Origin of the sequence: Streptomyces sp. NPDC101227 (assembly GCF_044767545.1) — a bacterium.
Lineage (GTDB): Bacteria > Actinomycetota > Actinomycetes > Streptomycetales > Streptomycetaceae > Streptomyces.
The window spans coordinates 70,090-86,768 of record NZ_JBIWOD010000008.1; the positions used below are offsets into that span (position 1 = coordinate 70,090).

Annotated in this window: 14 protein-coding genes; 3 read left to right on the plus strand and 11 right to left on the minus strand. The window is 72.0% G+C overall.

The window, feature by feature from the left end; translation table 11 throughout:
* Positions 1-69: 69 nt before the first annotated feature.
* Genes ACIRPT_RS20225 through ACIRPT_RS20240 form a run of 4 tightly spaced genes read right to left on the minus strand, consistent with a single transcriptional unit; the run spans position 70 to position 4,327 of the window.
* A complete protein-coding gene (locus ACIRPT_RS20225; RefSeq protein WP_403828749.1) occupies positions 70-1,260 on the minus strand; it encodes a thiolase domain-containing protein in 1,191 nt (396 codons plus the stop codon).
* A gap of 8 nt (positions 1,261-1,268) precedes the next feature.
* Positions 1,269-2,366: a thiolase domain-containing protein gene (locus tag ACIRPT_RS20230; RefSeq protein ID WP_403828751.1), complete on the minus strand. Its 1,098-nt coding sequence runs from the start codon at positions 2,364-2,366 to the stop codon at positions 1,269-1,271.
* The gene (locus ACIRPT_RS20235; RefSeq protein WP_403828753.1) at positions 2,366-3,313 is read right to left on the minus strand and encodes an OB-fold domain-containing protein; all 948 of its coding nucleotides are present in this window, start codon (positions 3,311-3,313) and stop codon (positions 2,366-2,368) included. The genes ACIRPT_RS20230 and ACIRPT_RS20235 overlap by 1 nt, the downstream gene beginning before the upstream one ends.
* Before the next feature lie 18 nt (positions 3,314-3,331).
* Positions 3,332-4,327, minus strand: a complete 996-nt coding sequence (locus ACIRPT_RS20240) for a crotonase/enoyl-CoA hydratase family protein (protein WP_403828755.1) — start codon at positions 4,325-4,327, stop codon at positions 3,332-3,334.
* A 131-nt stretch (positions 4,328-4,458) separates the two neighbouring features.
* On the opposite strand from ACIRPT_RS20240, the gene ACIRPT_RS20245 reads away from it, so the two are divergent.
* A complete protein-coding gene (locus tag ACIRPT_RS20245) occupies positions 4,459-6,087 on the plus strand; it encodes an acyl-CoA synthetase (protein WP_403828757.1) in 1,629 nt (542 codons plus the stop codon).
* Between the two features lie 64 nt (positions 6,088-6,151).
* Here ACIRPT_RS20245 and ACIRPT_RS20250 read toward each other — a convergent pair whose 3' ends face one another.
* Together ACIRPT_RS20250 and ACIRPT_RS20255 are read right to left on the minus strand one after the other, a co-directional pair.
* On the minus strand, positions 6,152-6,763 hold the full coding sequence (locus ACIRPT_RS20250) for a chorismate mutase (RefSeq protein ID WP_403829406.1): 612 nt from the start codon (positions 6,761-6,763) through the stop codon (positions 6,152-6,154).
* A 225-nt stretch (positions 6,764-6,988) separates the two neighbouring features.
* On the minus strand, positions 6,989-8,248 hold the full coding sequence (locus tag ACIRPT_RS20255; RefSeq protein WP_403828759.1) for a hypothetical protein: 1,260 nt from the start codon (positions 8,246-8,248) through the stop codon (positions 6,989-6,991).
* Positions 8,249-8,328: 80 nt separating this feature from the next.
* Here ACIRPT_RS20255 and ACIRPT_RS20260 point away from each other — a divergent pair, with 80 nt between their 5' ends.
* Entirely contained in the window at positions 8,329-8,673 is a 345-nt protein-coding gene (locus ACIRPT_RS20260; RefSeq protein WP_403828762.1) for a hypothetical protein, read from the plus strand.
* A 42-nt stretch (positions 8,674-8,715) separates the two neighbouring features.
* Here ACIRPT_RS20260 and ACIRPT_RS20265 read toward each other — a convergent pair whose 3' ends face one another.
* A complete protein-coding gene (locus tag ACIRPT_RS20265) occupies positions 8,716-9,414 on the minus strand; it encodes an alpha/beta fold hydrolase (RefSeq protein WP_403828764.1) in 699 nt (232 codons plus the stop codon).
* Positions 9,415-9,536: 122 nt separating this feature from the next.
* On the opposite strand from ACIRPT_RS20265, the gene paaK reads away from it, so the two are divergent.
* Entirely contained in the window at positions 9,537-10,901 is a 1,365-nt protein-coding gene (paaK, locus tag ACIRPT_RS20270) for a phenylacetate--CoA ligase PaaK (protein ID WP_403828766.1), read from the plus strand.
* Positions 10,902-10,939: 38 nt separating this feature from the next.
* Here paaK and ACIRPT_RS20275 read toward each other — a convergent pair whose 3' ends face one another.
* The 4 genes from ACIRPT_RS20275 to ACIRPT_RS20290 form a co-directional block, all read right to left on the minus strand.
* Positions 10,940-11,740 carry a VOC family protein gene (locus ACIRPT_RS20275; RefSeq protein ID WP_403828768.1) on the minus strand — a complete coding sequence of 267 codons (801 nt, stop codon included), beginning with the start codon at positions 11,738-11,740 and terminating at the stop codon, positions 10,940-10,942.
* A gap of 117 nt (positions 11,741-11,857) precedes the next feature.
* Positions 11,858-13,402, minus strand: a complete 1,545-nt coding sequence (locus ACIRPT_RS20280) for an acyl-CoA synthetase (protein ID WP_403828770.1) — start codon at positions 13,400-13,402, stop codon at positions 11,858-11,860.
* A 502-nt stretch (positions 13,403-13,904) separates the two neighbouring features.
* Positions 13,905-15,455: an acyl-CoA synthetase gene (locus ACIRPT_RS20285; protein ID WP_403828772.1), complete on the minus strand. Its 1,551-nt coding sequence runs from the start codon at positions 15,453-15,455 to the stop codon at positions 13,905-13,907.
* Positions 15,452-16,561 carry an NAD(P)H-dependent flavin oxidoreductase gene (locus tag ACIRPT_RS20290; RefSeq protein ID WP_403828775.1) on the minus strand — a complete coding sequence of 370 codons (1,110 nt, stop codon included), beginning with the start codon at positions 16,559-16,561 and terminating at the stop codon, positions 15,452-15,454. Before ACIRPT_RS20290 ends, ACIRPT_RS20285 begins: the two co-directional genes overlap by 4 nt.
* Positions 16,562-16,679: the final 118 nt, after the last annotated feature.

Here is a 16,679-nt window from a genome sequence, read left to right on the forward strand (position 1 = left end):
TCCACCACGCCGGAAGCCTTCGCCATGATCAAGCCCGGCGGCTGTCGGCACCGCTCGTGAGCAGTACGCCTAGTTGGCCGGGGGTTCGGCGCCGACCAGCCACATGGAGAAGAACTGGGAGCCGCCGCCGTACGCATGCCCCAATGCGCGTCGTGCGCCGTCGACTTGGTGCTCGCCCGCCCGGCCGCGTACCTGGAGCGCGGCCTCGGCGAAGCGGATCATTCCGGAGGCGCCGATGGGGTTGGTGGAGAGGACGCCGCCGGAGGGGTTGACGGGGAGGTCGCCGTCGAGTTCCGTGACGCCTGACTCGGTGAGCTTCCAGCCCTCGCCCTCGGCGGCGAAGCCCAGGTTTTCCAGCCACATCGGCTCGTACCAGGAGAACGGGACGTACATCTCGACGGCGTCGATCTCGCGGCGGGGGTCGGTGACACCGGCCTGGCGGTAGACGTCGGCGGCGCAGTCCTTGCCCGCCTGCGGGGAGACGAAGTCCTTGCCGGCGAAGAGGGTGGGTTCGCTGCGCATCGCGCCGCCGTGTACCCAGGCGGGAGGGTGAGGTGCGCGCGCGGCGCCGCTGCGGTCGGTGAGGATCATGGCGCAGGCGCCGTCGGAGGACGGGCAGGTCTCGGAGTAGCGGACGGGGTCCCAGAGCATGGGGGACGCCTGGACCTTTTCGAGGGTGAGGCCGGTTTCGTGGAGGTGGGCGTAGGGGTTCTTCAGGGCGTTGCGGCGGTCCTTGTAGGCGACGAGGGAGCCGATGGTCTCCGGGGCGCCGGTGCGGCGCATATAGGCGCGGATGTGCGGGGCGAAGAATCCGCCGGCGCCGGCGAGCAGGGGCTGCTGGAAGGGGATCGGCAGGGACAGGCCCCACATGGCGTTGGACTCGGACTGCTTCTCGAAGGCGAGGGTCAGGACCGTGCGGTGGACCCGGGCGGCGACGAGGTTGGTGGCGACCAGGGCGGTGGAGCCGCCGACGGAGCCCGCTGTGTGCACGCGCAGCATCGGCTTGCCGACGGCGCCGAGCGCGTCGGCGAGGTAGAGCTCCGGCATCATCACGCCCTCGAAGAAGTCGGGGGCCTTGCCGATGACGACGGCGTCGATGTCGGCCCAGGTCAACTGGGCGTCTTCCAGGGCACGTTGGGCGGCCTCACGGACCAGTCCGGCGATCGAGACATCGCGGCGGGCGGCGACGTGCTTGGTCTGGCCGATGCCGACGACGGCCACCGGCTCTTTCGCCGTCGCGGCCTTGCTCCTGTCGCTCATGACGCTCCTCACTCACCTTCCAGGACGGCGACCAGGTTCTGCTGCAGGCACGGCCCCGAGGTGGCGTGCGCGAGGGCGCGGTCGGAGTCCCCGCGCTGGATACCGGCGGCGGCTTCGCCGAGGCGGATGAGGCCGGCGGCCATGGCGGGGTTGGCGGCCAGTGCGCCGCCGGACGGATTGATCCGGACGGTGGAGCCGGCCGCGTCGAGTTCGAGGGCGCGGCGCAGCACCACCTCCTGCGAGGTGAAGGGGGCGTGCAGCTCGGCGGTGTCGACCGGCCGGGTAAAGGCGCCGGCCCGTTCGGCGGCGAGGCGGGTGGACGGGGAGTCGGTGAGGTCGCGGACGCCCAGGCTGTGCGCCTCGATGCGGTGGTCGAGGCCGCGGATCCAGGCGGGCCGGTCGCACAGCCTGCGGGCGGTGTCACCGACGGCGAGGACGACGGCGGCCGCGCCGTCGCTGATGGGCGGGCAGTCGCCGGTGCGCAGGGGGGCGACGACGGGGGCGCCGGGAGGTACGGGGCCGCGGAGCTGGGCGTGCGGGTTGGACTCGGCGGAGGTGCGGCTGCGGGCCGCGATACCGGCCAGTTGGCGCTCGTCGGTCAGTCCCGCGTCGATCAGCGCCTGGGCCTGGAGGGCGGCCAGCGCGACGGAGTCGGGCCACAGCGGGGCCACGTAATAGGGGTCGAGCTGGCGGGTGAGGACCTCACGGATGTCGCCGGGCGAGGATTTGCCGTACGAGTAGACCAGCGCGGTCTCGGCCTCGCCGGTCAGGAGCTTGACCCAGGCCTCGTACAGCGCCCAGGCGCCGTCCATTTCGACGTGGGACTCGGAGATCGGCGGCCAGGCTCCGACGCCGTCCAGCGCCATGGTGAAGGAGAAGGCGCGGCCGGCGAGGTAGTCGCTGGAGCCGGAGCAGGTGAAGTCGATGTCGCTGGCCTTGAGGCCGGTCTGCGCCAGGACGTCGTGGAGCACCGGCATCAGCATTTCGACCTCGGAGGCCGCCGCGCTGTCGCGGACGTGTGCGCTCTGCCCGAAGGCGACGATGGCGACCTCGCGCCCGGGGCCCCGCACCGGACCGCCCGCTGGATCCCGCACTGGCTCGGGCATCAGATCAGCTCCTTGTAGCTGTCGTAGTCGGCGTCGGGTTCGCCGGTGGGGCGGTAGTGGTCGGGGTACCGGCCGCCCTCGCTCCATACGGGTTCGACGCGGAGGCCCATGCGGACCTCGTCGTAGGGGATGCCGCCGATCCGGGCGTGCAGGGCGAGGTCGGCGCCGTCGAGTGCGATATGGGCGTAGACGTAGGGGACTTCAATGTCGAGGTTCTTGGCTTTGATGTTGACGATGCAGAAGGTGGTGACGGTGCCGCGGGGGCCGACCTCGACCTGGGTGTCGGTGGCGACGCCGCAGGTGGGGCAGGCGCCGCGGGGCGGGACGTACACCTTGCGGCAGGAGGGGCAGCGCTCGCCGATGGTCTTGTGGTCGGCGAGCGCCTGGATGTAGCGGGACTGGGCGCGGCCGGGCGAGTAGGTGTAGTCGAGGCGGGCGGAGGCGGTGATGCCGGTGACGGGGTCGGCGAACTCGCCGCTGTGCGGCCCCCGTCCGGTGGTGGGCTCGTCCGCGCCGGACGGTTCGAAGCAGGCGATGTCGGTGATCGCGCCGGTGCGTTCGGCGGCCCAGCGGATGGCTACCCGCATGCCGGTGCGTACGGCATCGGGGCCGGGTGCGTCCAGGGCGTGCAGCAGGGCGGTGTCGGCGCCGTCGAGCCGGACCAGGACCCAGGCGAAGGGGGTTTGCAGGGGCTGGCCGCGGCGCGGGGCCGGGTTCCAGGCCCAGGTGGTGACGGTGCCGGTGGTGCCGACCTCGACCAGATCGCGGATCTCCTCGGCGGTGACCGGGTCGTATTCGGTGGGCGGGACGACGACCCGGCCGTCGCTCGCCGTGACACCGAGGACGGTGCGCTCGCGCAGCCCGGTGAGGAAGGCGCTCTGTACGGGGCCGAGCGAGCGGGTGAAGGGGAATTCGACGACGAGGGGCGCCGTGAGGACTTCTGGCATGCGGGGCTCCGTAGGGTGTCAGGCGCGCCGGTAGACGGGCGGGCGCTTCTCCGCGAAGGCCCGGGAGCCCTCTTTGGCGTCAGCGGTGTCGAAAATCGGCCAGCCGCGGGCGAGTTCGGCCTTGAGCCCGTCGGTCTCGGTCATCTCGGCGGTCTCGTAGACGGATGCCTTGACGGCCTCGACGGCGAGCGGCCCGCACGCGTTGATCCGTTCGGCGATCTCCAGGGCCTTGTCGAGTGCGGTGCCGTCGGGCACGACATGCCCGATCAGTCCGATGCGTTCGGCCTCGGCCGCCGGGTACGGGCGGCCGGTGAGCAGCATCTCGAGGGCGTGGGTGTGGGGGATCTGGCGGGCGAGCCGGACGGTGGAGCCGCCGATGGGGAACAGCCCCCGCTTGACCTCGAAGAGCCCGAAGGTCGCACCCTCGCCGGCGACGCGGATGTCGGTGCCCTGGAGGATCTCCGTACCCCCGGCGACGCAGTGGCCCTCGACGGCGGCGATCACCGGTTTGCGGGGGCGGTGATGCCGCAGCATCGCCTTCCAGTGCAGGTCGGGATCGGCGCGCAGGCGGTCGCGGTACTGCTGGCCCGCCATGCCCTTACCGGCCAGGGCCTTCAGGTCCATCCCGGCGCAGAAGGTGCCGCCGGCACCGGTGAGGACGATGGAGCGGACGTCGTCGTCCGCGTCGGCCGCGACCCAGCCGTCGTACAGGCCCACCAGCATCGGCAGCGAGAGGGCGTTCTTCGCCTCGGGCCGGTTGAGGGTGAGCACCAGGGTCGCGCCGACGCGCTCCATGGTCAGATGCTCCGTGCCCCCAGCTGGTCCGTGCCCGCTGCCCCTTCCGTCCGTGCTGCCGGTTCCCTCTGTGCTGTTTGCGCTGCCTGTTCCGTCCGTGCTGCCTGTTCCCTGCGTGCTGCCTGTGTCATCTCCGCTGCCTGTTCCGTCTGTACCGCCCATTCCGTCCTCCCGTCTCAAGGCGTAGAACAGGTTGCAGTAGCCGCACGGCGACTTCAAGGCTTTTCTGACACTCAGTCAGATTTCTTGGCCGTGCCCCTTCCCTGCTCCCCTCCCCGGCGCTCTAATGACCGCCGAGGCCCGGTCCGGCGGACCGGGCCGAGTCGATGCCCGCCCGGTCTGGAGGAGACGTGGAGTACAACCTTGCCGACCTCTTCGAGTCGATCGTCGACACGGTTCCCGACCGCGAGGCGCTGGTGTACGTCGATCACCCGGGAACCGGTGCCGAACGCCGCCTCACCTACGCGGAACTGGACCGGGCCGCCAACCGCCTCGCCCACCACCTGAGCGACCGCGGGATCGGCCCCGGCCAGCACGTCGGACTGCATATGTACAACGGCATCGAATATCTCCAGGCCGCCTACGCCTGCCTGAAGATCCGCGCCGTGCCGGTCAACGTCAACTACCGCTACGTCGAGGAAGAGCTGGTCTACCTCTACCGGGATGCGGATCTGGTGGGCCTGGTCTTCGACGCGGAATTCACCGAGCGGGTGGCCGCCGCGCTCCCCCAGACGCCGAAGCTGCGGCATCTGGTACGGGTCGGCACGCCGCCCGCCGATGCCCCCGAGCCGGCGATCGCGCCCGTGGCCCTGGCGGACGCCGAGGCCGACGGATCGCCCGCGCGCGGCTTCGGCCCGCGCTCCGCCGACGACCAGATCGTCATCTACACCGGCGGCACCACCGGGATGCCCAAGGGCGTGATGTGGCGCCACGAGGACATCTTCTTCTCCGGAATGGGCGGCGGCGCACCGACCGGCGAGCCGGTGAAACGGCCGCAGGAACTGGCCGAGCGGGTCGCGGCCGGCGGCGAAGGGCTCGTCTTCTTCCCCACACCCCCGCTGATGCACGGCACCTCCACGCTCACCGCGTTCATCGCCTTCCACTTCGGCCAGAAGGTCGTCATTCACCGCAAGTACGTGCCGGAGGAGGTGCTGGTGACCGTCGCGCGCGAGAAGGTCACCAGCGTGTCGCTGGTCGGCGATGCGATGCTGCGCCCGCTCGTCGATGCGCTGGCCGGACCGCTGAAGGGCACCGACTGCTCGTCCCTCTTCAGCGTCAGCAGCTCCGGCGCGATCCTCTCCGAGACCGTGCGGTCCCAGTTCAGCGCCCTGGTTCCGAACGCCATGCTGCTCAACAACTTCGGCTCCTCGGAATCCGGCTTCAACGGGACCGCGACGGCGGACTCGGGCCCGGATACGGGGTTCCGGCTACGGGTCAACTCCCGTACGGCGGTGGTGGATCCGGCCACCCACCAGCCGGTCGGAGTGGGCGAGCCGGGCCGTCTCGCGCTGCGCGGACACGTACCGCTGGGCTACTACAACGACGCGAAGAAGACCGCCGAGACGTTCTTCGAGGCGGGCGGGGACCGGTGGGTGCTGCTGGGGGACATGGCGACCGTCGATCCCGAGGGCATTGTCACCGTCCTCGGCCGGGGGTCGCAGTGCATCAACTCCGGCGGCGAAAAGATCTATCCGGAGGAGGTCGAGCAGGCGCTGAAGGCCCATCCGGATGTGTACGACGCGCTGGTGGCGGGGGTGCCGGACGCGCGGTGGGGCAACCGGGTCGCGGCCGTGGTCCAACTGCGGTCCGGAGCGGGGCCGTTGGACCTTGCGGGGGTACAGGACCACTGCCGTACCCGGCTGGCCGGATACAAGATCCCGCGGGCCGTGGTCTTCACCGACCGTATCCAGCGCTCGCCCAGCGGGAAGGCGGACTACCGCTGGGCGAAGGCCATGGTGGCGGGCGAGCCGACCGGGTGAGGGGCGGGCCGACCGGGTGAGGGGGCCGGCCGTCGCCCGTACGGCGGTCCTGCCTCTTCCACGGTCAGCCCGGGGCGCAGACCGAGCGCAGCGCGCGGGCCAGCGCCACGGTGTGCAGGGCGTCCAGCCTGCGCTCGTGCCGGACGCGGACGGCGGCCCCGGACAGCAGCGGACCGCAGTACGGCGCGGAGCGGGCCCGCGGGGACTCGGCGACGGCCGTCACCAGTGCGCCGTTGATGCGGTTGATCTCCTTGCGGACCTCGTCGAGGTCGGGCCGCTCGGCCGGCGCCCGCGAAGGGTCCGCGTCCCACTCCCGGAACAGCCCCCGCTGAACGATCTTATTCGCCTCGATCTGGTCCCGGAAGATCCGCACCGTCGCCTCGGGATCGGCGCCCGAGCGCCGCGCCTGTTCCGCCACCGCGTCCAGCACCGCCCGCTCACGCGCGGGATCGTCGATCGGGCTGCCGGTGCCCCACTTCGCCGCGGCCACCAGATCGGCGGTGGCCAGCCGCTCGGCGGACAGCTCGGCCAGCGGACGGAGCCTGCTGTACGGGGAGGCGGGGGGCGCGGTGGCGGTGACGGAGGCGGCGTCCGGGTGCGCCGGCGCCGCCACGGCACCACCGGCACCGGCGAACAGGAGGGTCGCGGTGGCACCGGCGATCAGCGCGCGGCGCATCGGGCTGGTCGGCTGCACATTCGGCCTTTCTCGCAACGGAATGCACTGCGGGCGGTGGAGAGTTGGGTGGTCACGTCACCGTACTGCACCCGGTATGCGGCCGCCCGGCGACTCGGTGGCCGCGGCCCGGCGGGCGCGGACGGGGCTCCGCTGCACGGCCGCGCCCGCCGCGGCGGCCGAGCGGCGGATATCCGGCGCCTCGCCTGCGGGGACGGGAGTGCCGGGTCATGAGCTGCCGAGCAGTTCCTGACCGCGGCTGCGCCAGCGTTCCTCGTCCTTCCGGTGGCCCAGCACGCGATGCCATGTCATCAGGGCGAACGCGGCGGCGGCCTGGCCCGCTGCGGCTCCGGCCTCCAGGAATTCCCGTATTCCGGCGTCGTCGTCGGCGCCCTTGAGCAGCTCGGCGTAGCGCTCGACGGCGGCGATCAGCCGCCTTTTGCCGTCTGCCTGGCGGACCGCGCGGCCGGCCCACCTCCGAGCCCCGGCGAGGTCCTCGGCGTGCTGGAACGAGCGGGCCAGCTCCAGGGCGGGCAGCGGGCGGTGGTGGAGCCCCAGGGTGTCCCTGGGGAGCACGGGCTGGGGCATGGGGTAGGTGGTGGGCCGGGCCAGCCAGTCGTCGGCCTCGGTCTCCCGGCCGGTGGCGTCCAGCAGCAGGGCCAACGTGAGGACCGCCTGCGGGTCGCCCGCGGCGGCCGGCTCCCGGCTCGCCCGCTCCGCCCGGGTGGTGTCCCCGCCGGTCATGACCAGCCGGCATGCCGCCCTGTAGTCCTGTGGGTTCAGCTCGACCAGCCGCCCCCAGAGGCCGGCGGCCTCCTGCGTCTCCCCCCGTTCCTCGAGCACGGCGGCCAGGACGCCCGCGGCCGCCGTATCGCCGCCGTTCACCGACAGGGCGCGCCGGCACCAGTACTCCCGCCGGTCCGCCGCGTCGCCCCCGGGCCCGTCGTCCGCTTCCTCCCCTTCGCCGTCCCCGGTCCCTCCGCTCGCTTCGTCCTCCTCGTCGGGGCCGGACTCCCCGAAGTAGTCGGTGATGTAGTCCTCGATGTCCGCACGTCCGGCCGCCACCAGCGCCAGCCCGCTCGCCGCCGTGGCGTTGTCCGGATCCGCGGCGAGTATCGCGGCGAGGATGCGCTCGCCCTCCCGCAGCCGCTCGCGCAGCGCCCGGAACCAGGGGTCTTCCGGCTCCTCGTCGTCCGCCGCGGCCTCCTCCGACCACTCCCACGGCTGCCCCGCCACCACGGACTCACACTGGCGGCCCAGCAGCCCGGCGAGGAGTGTGCCCGCGAGGGCATCGCCCGGCTCCAGCTCCAGGGCCCGTCGCAGCCATCGCTCCGCCTCGGGTACCTCATCGGGCCGCCGGAGTATCACCGCGTCGTCCAGCACGCCGAGCCGGTGCCCCAACTCCCTTGCGGCCGCCTGCTGTCCGCCGTCGGCCGCCCGCCGCAGCGAGTCCAGCCGGCCCGGCTCCGTCTCCCCCGTCGCTGTCATGTGCGTCATCTTCGCACCCGCCACTGACAGTCCCGCGGGATACGGTCCCCTCAGCTCTCCGCCGCAGCGAAAGGCCGTCCATGTACAGCTATTACGTTCTGCACCGCTCCGACCTCCTCAACAACAACGGCGATCTTTCCCACCATGTCTTCGTGCTGAGCGACCCGGACGACGTCCGCCGAGCCGTCGTGGCGATGCGGGAGTTGGACGCGGATGAGCCCGCCGCCGATCCCTTCCGGCTGCGGGTCCACGAGAACGGCCGGTTCGTGGCCGCGCACGACCTCTGCGCGGCCACTGACGGCCCGGCCGGCGACGGGGACCCGGCCGGCCTCGCCATACCGCCGCTCACCGGCACGCCGCTGCCGCCCGGGCACCCCGTGCGGGTCGACGGCATGACGTTGGCGTACGGCTGCACCGCCCTGTGACGCGGTACCGCGCCCGCTACGGTCCCGCGTGGGGGAAGGGCGTCACGACCGTGCCCCCAGGAAAGCGGTCACCGCGGTGAGGAATTCCCCGGGGCGCTCCTCATGGACGAAATGACCGCCGCCCTCGACGGTCACCAGCCGGGCGTCGGGGATCCGGTCGGCCACCTCGGCGAGGTGGTGCTGCGGGATATGGCTGGTGGAGCCGCCCGCGATGACGAGGGTGGGCGCGCTGATCTTCGCCAGGGCGTCCCACTCGAAGGCGTCGGGCATATTGCGCTCCGCCACCACCGCGGTCTTGGCCCGCCAGTCGAACGACTGCGGCCCCTTCGGCTGCTCGGGCACCTCCTGCGGGGGATCGGCCGGCACCGGCGGCGCGGCTTCTTCCAGGACCAGCATGTCCACCAGCTCCGGGCGGTCCGCGGCCAGCAGCAGCGCGGTCACGGCTCCCAGCGAGTGCCCGATGAGGGTGACCCGTGCCAGGCCCAGGGCCGTGACAAAACCGATGGCGTCGTCCCGCCAGCGCGCGAAACCGTACTCCCCGGGCCAGTCGCTGCGTCCGTGTCCCCGCTGGTCGAGGGCGAAGACACGATGCGTGCCGGCGAGCCGGCCGACCACGCCGCGCCAGTCCTCGCCGTCCTCCCCGAGGCAGTGCAGCAGCACAACCGGCGGCGCGTCCGGCTCACCCCACACCCTGTATGCCAGCTGGACCTCACCGACCTGCACTTTCTGGACGTCACTCATGCGCTGGACGCTACCCGCGAGCAGTATGCGGCACGCCCCTTGACGTGTTCGCCGCGCGCTGATTACTTGGATCCGCATCCAGCTACCGAATGATCGGTAGGGAGACGAGGCGGTGACATTCCATGCCGGAAACGGCTCCGAAATCGGCCAGGGAAGCGGCTACGGGAACGTCTTCGGGCGCTTTGGGCCGCGGCGCGGGCGAGACGTTCGACGATGCGGAACGGCTCTCCGAGGAGGCCTTGCGAGAGCTGCAACTGACCCGGCTGCGCGCCTCGTTGCGGTATGCGTATGACCGCGTCCCGTTCTACCGGGAGTCGTTCGACCGCGCCGGAGTGCACCCCGACGACTGCCGCTCGCTCGCCGATCTCGCCCGCTTCCCCTTCACCGTCAAGGACGATCTGCGCGCCCAGTACCCCTTCGGCATGTTCGCCGTCCCGAAGGAGGAGGTGCGCCGCATTCACGCCTCCAGCGGCACCACCGGCCGGCCGACGGTCGTCGGCTACACCGAACGCGACCTCTCCCACTGGGCGGATGTCGTCGCCCGCTCGATCCACGCGGCGGGCGGGCGCCCGGGGCACACCGTCCATATCGCCTATGGATACGGGCTGTTCACCGGCGGCCTCGGCGCGCACTACGGCGCGGAACGGCTCGGCTGTACGGTCGTGCCGGCGTCGGGCGGGATGACCGCCCGGCAGGTCCAGATCATCCAGGACTTCCGCCCCGAGATCATCATGGTGACGCCGTCGTACATGCTCACCCTCCTGGACGAGTTCGAGCGCCAGGGCATCGATCCCCGTGCCACCTCCCTCAAGGTGGGCATCTTCGGCGCCGAGCCGTGGACCCAGGAGATGCGCCGGGAGATCGAGGAACGGTTCGCGATCGACGCCGTGGACATATACGGCCTGTCGGAGGTCATGGGACCGGGCGTCGCCCAGGAGTGCCTGGAGACCAAGGACGGGCTGCACATCTGGGAGGACCACTTCTATCCGGAGGTGGTCGATCCGTTCACCGGCGAGGTGCTGCCGGACGGCGAGCACGGCGAGCTGGTCTTCACCTCGCTCACCAAGGAAGCCATGCCGGTCATCCGCTACCGCACCCGCGATCTGACCCGGCTGCTGCCCGGCACCGCTCGCGCCGCCTTCCGCCGGATGGAGAAGATCACCGGGCGCAGCGACGACATGATCATTCTGCGTGGCGTCAATCTTTTCCCCGCGCAGATCGAGGAGATCGTGCTGCGCACGCCGGGCGTCGCCCCGCACTTCCAGCTGCGGCTGACCCGCGAGGGCCGGATGGACCACCTGACCGTGCGCGCCGAGGCCCGGCCGGATGCGACTCCGGAGGAGCGCACGGCGGCCGTCGGGGGGATCGCCCGAGGCGTCAAGGACGGCATCGGGGTCGCGGTCGAGATCGTCGATCCCGAGACGCTGGAGCGCTCGGTCGGCAAGATCAAACGCATCGTGGACGCGCGGCCGCGGGACGAGTCGTAGCCGGCCCATGGGCATGCCTCTCAGCGTGTCCGGCCGGCTCAGTCCGTACTCGGCTCGCCCTTGATCAGGGCGAAGGGCGCGCCCGCGGGGTCCTTGAGCATGGCCAGCCGGCCGACGCCCGGTGCGTCGCTGGGGGGAATGAGGACCGTTGCGCCGCGGGAGGTGGCCGCGGCGAACGTCGCGTCGCAGTCGGTCACGCCGAAGTACGGGTGCCATTCGGACGTCGAGCCCGCCTGGAGGTTCTCCTTCGGGAGCTGCATGATGCCGCCCTGCCCCGTGTCGCCCTCCTTGCCGCCGCCGGGCGAGGAGACGACGGAGTACACCATGTCGCCGCCCATCGGCATGTCCTGGTAGTCCCAGGAGAACACCGAGGTGTAGAAGTCCTTCGCGGCGGCGGAATCGGTGGTGTAAAGCTCGGTCCAGCAGAGGGTGTTCGCTTCCATGACCGTCTCCAGGCCCTTGGTGTCACCGGGCTGCCATACGGCGAAATCGGCGCCCGTCGGGTCGGTGAAGGCGGCCAGCCGGCCGGCGGTGAGGACATCCATCGGCTGGACGCGGACCGCGCCGCCCGCCTGCTGCACGGCCTTGGTCGTGGCGTCCGCGTCGGCGGCCTGGAAGTACGCCGTCCAGGCGGAGCTCGCGCCCTCCTCCATCAGCGGGCCGACCGCGCCGACGGTCTTTCCGTCGAGCTGGAAGAAGCCATAGCCGCCGGCCTCCGGGCCCGCCGACTGGAAGGTCCAGCCGAAGACGCCGGTGTAGAAGTCGACGGCGGCGTCGATGTCGGGCGTCCCGAGGTCGAGCCAGTTCGGTGTGCCGGGGACGTAATGGGTCGTCAGCATGGTCGCTCCTCCAGTGCGCTGCTTGCCGATCGGGGTCGTGCGTGTGAGGTGCACGACCGCTTTTCAGGTCACTCTCAGCATGGCAGGAGGCACTGACAGTCGGCCTTTGCTCGCCGTTCAGGGCGCGCCGAAGCGGCTCCGCAGCTCCCGCTTGAGGACCTTGCCGCTGGCGTTGCGCGGCAGCGCGTCCACGAACATCACCCGCTTGGGCGCCTTGAACGGCGCGAGGCGGGCGCGGGCGGCGTCGATCAGCTCCCGCTCGCTCACCTCGCCGTTGCCGGTGCCGCCGTCGGCCGTTGTGCGCCGTACGACCACGGCGGTCACCGCCTCGATCCACCGCTCGTCCGGCAGCCCGATGACCGCCACCTCGGCGACCTGCGGATGCTCGTAGAGCACGTCCTCCACCTGGCGGGAAGCGACCAGTACGCCGCCGGAGTTGATGACGTCCTTGACCCGGTCGACGACCGTGAAATAGCCCTCCGCGTCCCGTACGGCGAGATCGCCGGAGTGGAACCAGCCGTCCCGGAAGGCCTCGGCGGTCTCCTCGGGCTTGTCCCAGTAGCCGGCGCACAGCTGCGGCGAGCGGTAGACGACCTCACCACGGCTGCCGTCCGGCACCTCCCGGCCCGCCTCGTCGACCACCCGCGCCTCCACGAAGAGCACCGGGCGCCCGCAGGAGTCCATCCGGCCTTCGTGTTCGCCCGGGCCGAGCACGGTGGCCAGGGGGCCGATCTCGCTCTGCCCGAAGCAGTTGTAGAAGGCGAGCGAGGGCAGCCGGGCGCGCAGCCGCTCCAGGACCGGTACGGGCATGATCGAGGCGCCGTAGTACGCCTTGCGCAGGCCGCTCAGCTCCCGTACCGCGAAGCCCGGGTGGTTCGAGAGCGCGATCCAGACGGTCGGCGGCGCGAACAGGCTGTCCGCCAGGCCCGCTTCGACCAGGTCGAAGATCCGCCCGGGATCGGGCCCGTCCAGGATGATGTTCTCCGCACCGACCGCGAGGTAGGGCAGCAGGAAGACGTGCATCTGCGCGGAGTGATAGAGCGGCAGGGAGTGCAGCGGCCGGTCGTTCTCGTTCAGGTCCAGGGCGACGATGGCGCTGGTGTATTCGTGCACCAGCGCGCCGTGCGTCATCATCGCGCCCTTGGGGAGGGCGGTGGTGCCCGAGGTGTAGAGCAGCTGGACGAGCGTGTCGGCGTCCGCCGCAGGCTGTGCGGGGTCCGGCCCGCCCGCCTCGTCACCGGCCGCGGCCAGCCGCTCCAGCAGCCCGTCGGGGGCGCCGTGCAGCGGCATGGTGCGTACGGAGGCGGGCAGGAGGTGCGCGAGGGCGGGGTCGGTGAGGGCGAGCGCGCTGCCGGACTGCTCCAGGACGTAGCTCAGGTCCTCGCCGGTGAGGCCGTGGTTGACCGGCACATGCACCAGGCCGGCGCGGGCGCAGGCCAGGAAGCCGATCAGGTACGCGTCGGAGTTGTGCCCGTACGAGGCGACCCGGTCGCCGGGCCGCAGCCCCTCCGCCAGCAGCACCCGGGCCGCGGCCGTCACCGCCTCGTCCAGCTCGCGGTAGGTCCACGCCCGCTCCGCATACCGGACCGCCGTCCGCCCGGGCTCCCGCCGCGCGCTGCGCCGCAGGACCGCGTCCACCGTGTTGCTCCGCACTTGCGTCATGGCGCGATCCTCGGGGCCACCCGATGCCCGGTCAAGCCTTGTGGACAACGCGCCGCCGGGGCGGGCCGTACCCGCCCCTGGGTTGTTTCCCCGCCGCCCACCCCGGTGTTGTTGTTTCCCCGCCGCCCACCCCGGTGTTGTTGTTTCCCCGCCGCCCACCCCGGTGTTGTTGTTTCCCCGCCGCCCACCCCCCTTCGGGGGGTGGGCGGGTGGAGAAGCGCGGGGCGGGGCGAGACGGGCAGGCCGGGGCGAGGCAAGGCAAAGCGGCGCGGGGCCGCACGAGGCGGGGCGAGGCGGGGCGAGGCGAGGCGAGGCGAGACGGGACAAGGCGGGGCAAGGCGGGGCAAGGCGAGGCGAGGCGGGGCAAGGCGAGGCGAGGCGCCGCGAGGCAGGGCGCCGCGCCCCCGACGGCCCCGGGTACCGCACCGTCAACGACCCGGGCGCCGCGCCGCCAGCGGCCCTGGGCGCACCGCCAGCGCCCCCGGGCGCGTAGCCGGCGTTGCTAAACGGCGCGTTCCCGGCCCGCCCAGTACGGGTCGCGGAGCCGCCGTTTGTAGAGCTTGCCGTTGGGGTCGCGGGGCAGGGTGTCGACGAAGTCGACGGAGCGGGGGCGTTTGTAGCCCGCCAGTTGGCGTTCGCAGTGGGCGAGGATCTCGTCGGCGAGCGCGGGCCCCGCCTCGTAGCCCTCGGCCGGCTCGACGACGGCCTTGACCTCCTCGCCCCAGTCGTCGTGCGGGATGCCGAAGGCGGCCGCGTCGGCGACGGCGGGGTGGCCGAGGAGGGCGGATTCGATCTCGGCGGGGTAGATGTTGACGCCGCCGGAGATGATCATGTCGATCTTGCGGTCGCGGAGGAAGAGATAGCCGTCCTCGTCCAGATAGCCGAGGTCACCGACGGTGAAGAAGTCGCCGATGCGGTTCTTCTTCGTCTTGCCCTCGTCCTTGTGGTAGCTGAAGCCGCCGGTGGTCATTTTCATGTAGACGGTGCCCAGTTCGCCGGGCGGCAGCCGGTTGCCGTCGTCGTCGAAGACCGCCAGCTCGCTGATCGGCCAGGGCTTTCCGACCGTTCCGGGCTTCTTGAGCCAGTCCTCGGCGGTGGCGAAGGCGCCGCCGCCCTCACTTGCCGCGTAGTACTCCTCGACGCAGCCGCCCCACCAGTCGATCATGGCGCGTTTGACGTGGTCGGGGCAGGGCGCGGCGCCATGGATGGCGTGCCGCATGGCGGTGACGTCGTAGGTCGCCCGCACCTCCTCGGGGAGGGCGAGCAGGCGGTGGAACTGGGTGGGCACCATATGGGTGTGGGTGCAGCGGTGCGCATCGATCAGGGCCAGCATGTCCCGTGGGGTCCACTTGTCCATCAGGACGAGGCGGTGCCCGATGTGCAGCGAGGCGCCGGCGAACTGGAGTACGGCGGTGTGGTAGAGCGGCGAGCAGACGAGGTGGACGTTGTCGTCGAACGGTTTGATGCCGAAGATGCCGAGGAATCCGCCGAGGTAGGTCTCCTCGGGGGGCTTGCCGGGCAGCGGGCGGCGAATGCCGCGGGGGCGTCCGGTGGTGCCCGAGGTGTAGTTCATGACCCAGCCCAGGGTGCGCTCGGCGGGCGCGGATTCCGGTTGTCCGGCCAGGAGTTCGGCGTACGGGCGGAATCCGTCGGCCGCACCCACGGCGTACCGCCGGGCGGCCGGGAGTTCCGCCTCGTCGGCGGCCTGGCGCGCGGCGGCGCCGTACCGCTCGTGGGCGATCAGCACCTTCGCGCCGGAGTCGGCGACGATCCAGGCGATCTCGGGGCCGACCAGGTGGTGGTTGACGGGGACGAGGTAGAAACCGGCCTGGGACGCGGCCAGGTAGGCGGTGAGGAACTCGACGCCGTTGGGGAGGACGACGGCGAAGGCGTCGCCGCGCTCCAGACCCGCCGCGCGCAGTCCGTGGACCAGTTGGTTGACGGCGGCGTGCAGGCGGCCCGCGGCCCATTCCTCGCCGTCCGGGGCGATCAGGACGGTGCGGGCCGGGTCGGCGGCGGCCTGTGCCCAGAAGCCGTTGGGGGGCTGGCTCACTGCTGGCTCCTTCCGGCGATGCGGTTGATGCGGTCGATGGCCCGCTCGAAGCCTCGGGTGAGGTCGTCGAAGACGGCCTGGACGCTGCGTTCGCTGGTCATCCGGCCGACGATCTGGCCGACCGGGGTGCCGAGCAGCGGCTCGACCTCGTGGCGCTGGATACGGGAGTTGGCCTCGGCGACCAGCAGTCCCTGCAGCGGCATGGGAAGCGGGCCGGGGCCGCCGGGATCGTCCCAGGCGTCGGTCCATTCGGTGCGCAGCTGGCGGGCGGGCTTGCCGGTCAGGGCGCGGGAGCGGACGGTGTCGCCGGGGCCGGCGGCGAGCAGTTTGGCGGTCAGCCGGCGGGAGTGCAGCTCGGCCTCCTCGGTGGTCAGCCAGAGGGAGCCGAGCCAGACGCCCTGGGCGCCGAGGGCCAGCCCGGCGGCGATCTGTTCGCCGGTGCCGATGCCACCGGCGGCGAGTACGGGCAGCGGGTCGACGGCGGCGACCACTTCGGGGGTGAGGACCATGGTGGCGATCTCGCCGGTGTGCCCGCCGGCCTCGTAGCCCTGGGCGACCACGATGTCGATTCCGGCCGCCTTGTGGTGCCGGGCGTGGCGCGGGCTGCCGGCCAGTGCGGCGACCAGGACGCCGCGGTCGTGGGCTCGCTGGATGACGTCGGGGGGCGGTGAGCCGAGAGCGTTGGCGAGGAGCTTGATCGGGTAGTCGAAGGCGACATCGAGCTGGTTGCGGGCGACCTGCTCCATCCAGCCGGTGATCCGCCAGCCGGATCTTTCCCCGTCGGCGAGCTGCGGCACCTGGTACTTGTCGAGGAGCCCCGCGACGTACCGGCGGTGTTCCTCGGGGATCATCGCCTCCACGTCGGCCTCGGTGACGCCTTCCACCTTCTTGGCGGGCATCACGACGTCGAGGCCGTAGGGCAGCCCGTCGGTGTGGTCCTGCATCCAGTCGAGGTCGCGGGCCAGTTCGTCGGGCGCGGTGTAGCGGACCGCGCCGAGCACCCCGAAGCCGCCCGCCCGGGTGATCGCCGCGGCGACCGCGGGGAAGGGCGTGAACCCGAAGACGGCGTGCTCGACGCCCAGCGTGTTGCTCAGCTCCGTCTGCATGGGCGCAGGATGCCGCAGCGGGGCGTGGGAGGGAAGAGAGTTTCTGATGCTGCGTCAGAAACTCGCCCGGGGCGGCCCGGCGACGGGTCCGGGTGCCCGCCCCGGAGCGGAGCCCGTT

Coding starts and splice junctions, on each gene's coding strand:
- ACIRPT_RS20230 (WP_403828751.1), bottom strand. CDS start 2,366: ATGCCCGAGCCAGTGCGGGATCCAGCGGGCGGTCCGGTGCGGGGCCCC.
- ACIRPT_RS20275 (WP_403828768.1), bottom strand. CDS start 11,740: ATGCTGACGACCCATTACGTCCCCGGCACACCGAACTGGCTCGACCTC.
- ACIRPT_RS20280 (WP_403828770.1), bottom strand. CDS start 13,402: ATGACGCAAGTGCGGAGCAACACGGTGGACGCGGTCCTGCGGCGCAGC.
- ACIRPT_RS20225 (WP_403828749.1), bottom strand. CDS start 1,260: ATGAGCGACAGGAGCAAGGCCGCGACGGCGAAAGAGCCGGTGGCCGTC.
- ACIRPT_RS20260 (WP_403828762.1), top strand. CDS start 8,329: ATGTACAGCTATTACGTTCTGCACCGCTCCGACCTCCTCAACAACAAC.
- ACIRPT_RS20290 (WP_403828775.1), bottom strand. CDS start 16,561: ATGCAGACGGAGCTGAGCAACACGCTGGGCGTCGAGCACGCCGTCTTC.
- paaK (WP_403828766.1), top strand. CDS start 9,537: ATGCCGGAAACGGCTCCGAAATCGGCCAGGGAAGCGGCTACGGGAACG.
- ACIRPT_RS20265 (WP_403828764.1), bottom strand. CDS start 9,414: ATGAGTGACGTCCAGAAAGTGCAGGTCGGTGAGGTCCAGCTGGCATAC.
- ACIRPT_RS20235 (WP_403828753.1), bottom strand. CDS start 3,313: ATGCCAGAAGTCCTCACGGCGCCCCTCGTCGTCGAATTCCCCTTCACC.
- ACIRPT_RS20250 (WP_403829406.1), bottom strand. CDS start 6,763: ATGCGCCGCGCGCTGATCGCCGGTGCCACCGCGACCCTCCTGTTCGCC.
- ACIRPT_RS20255 (WP_403828759.1), bottom strand. CDS start 8,248: ATGACAGCGACGGGGGAGACGGAGCCGGGCCGGCTGGACTCGCTGCGG.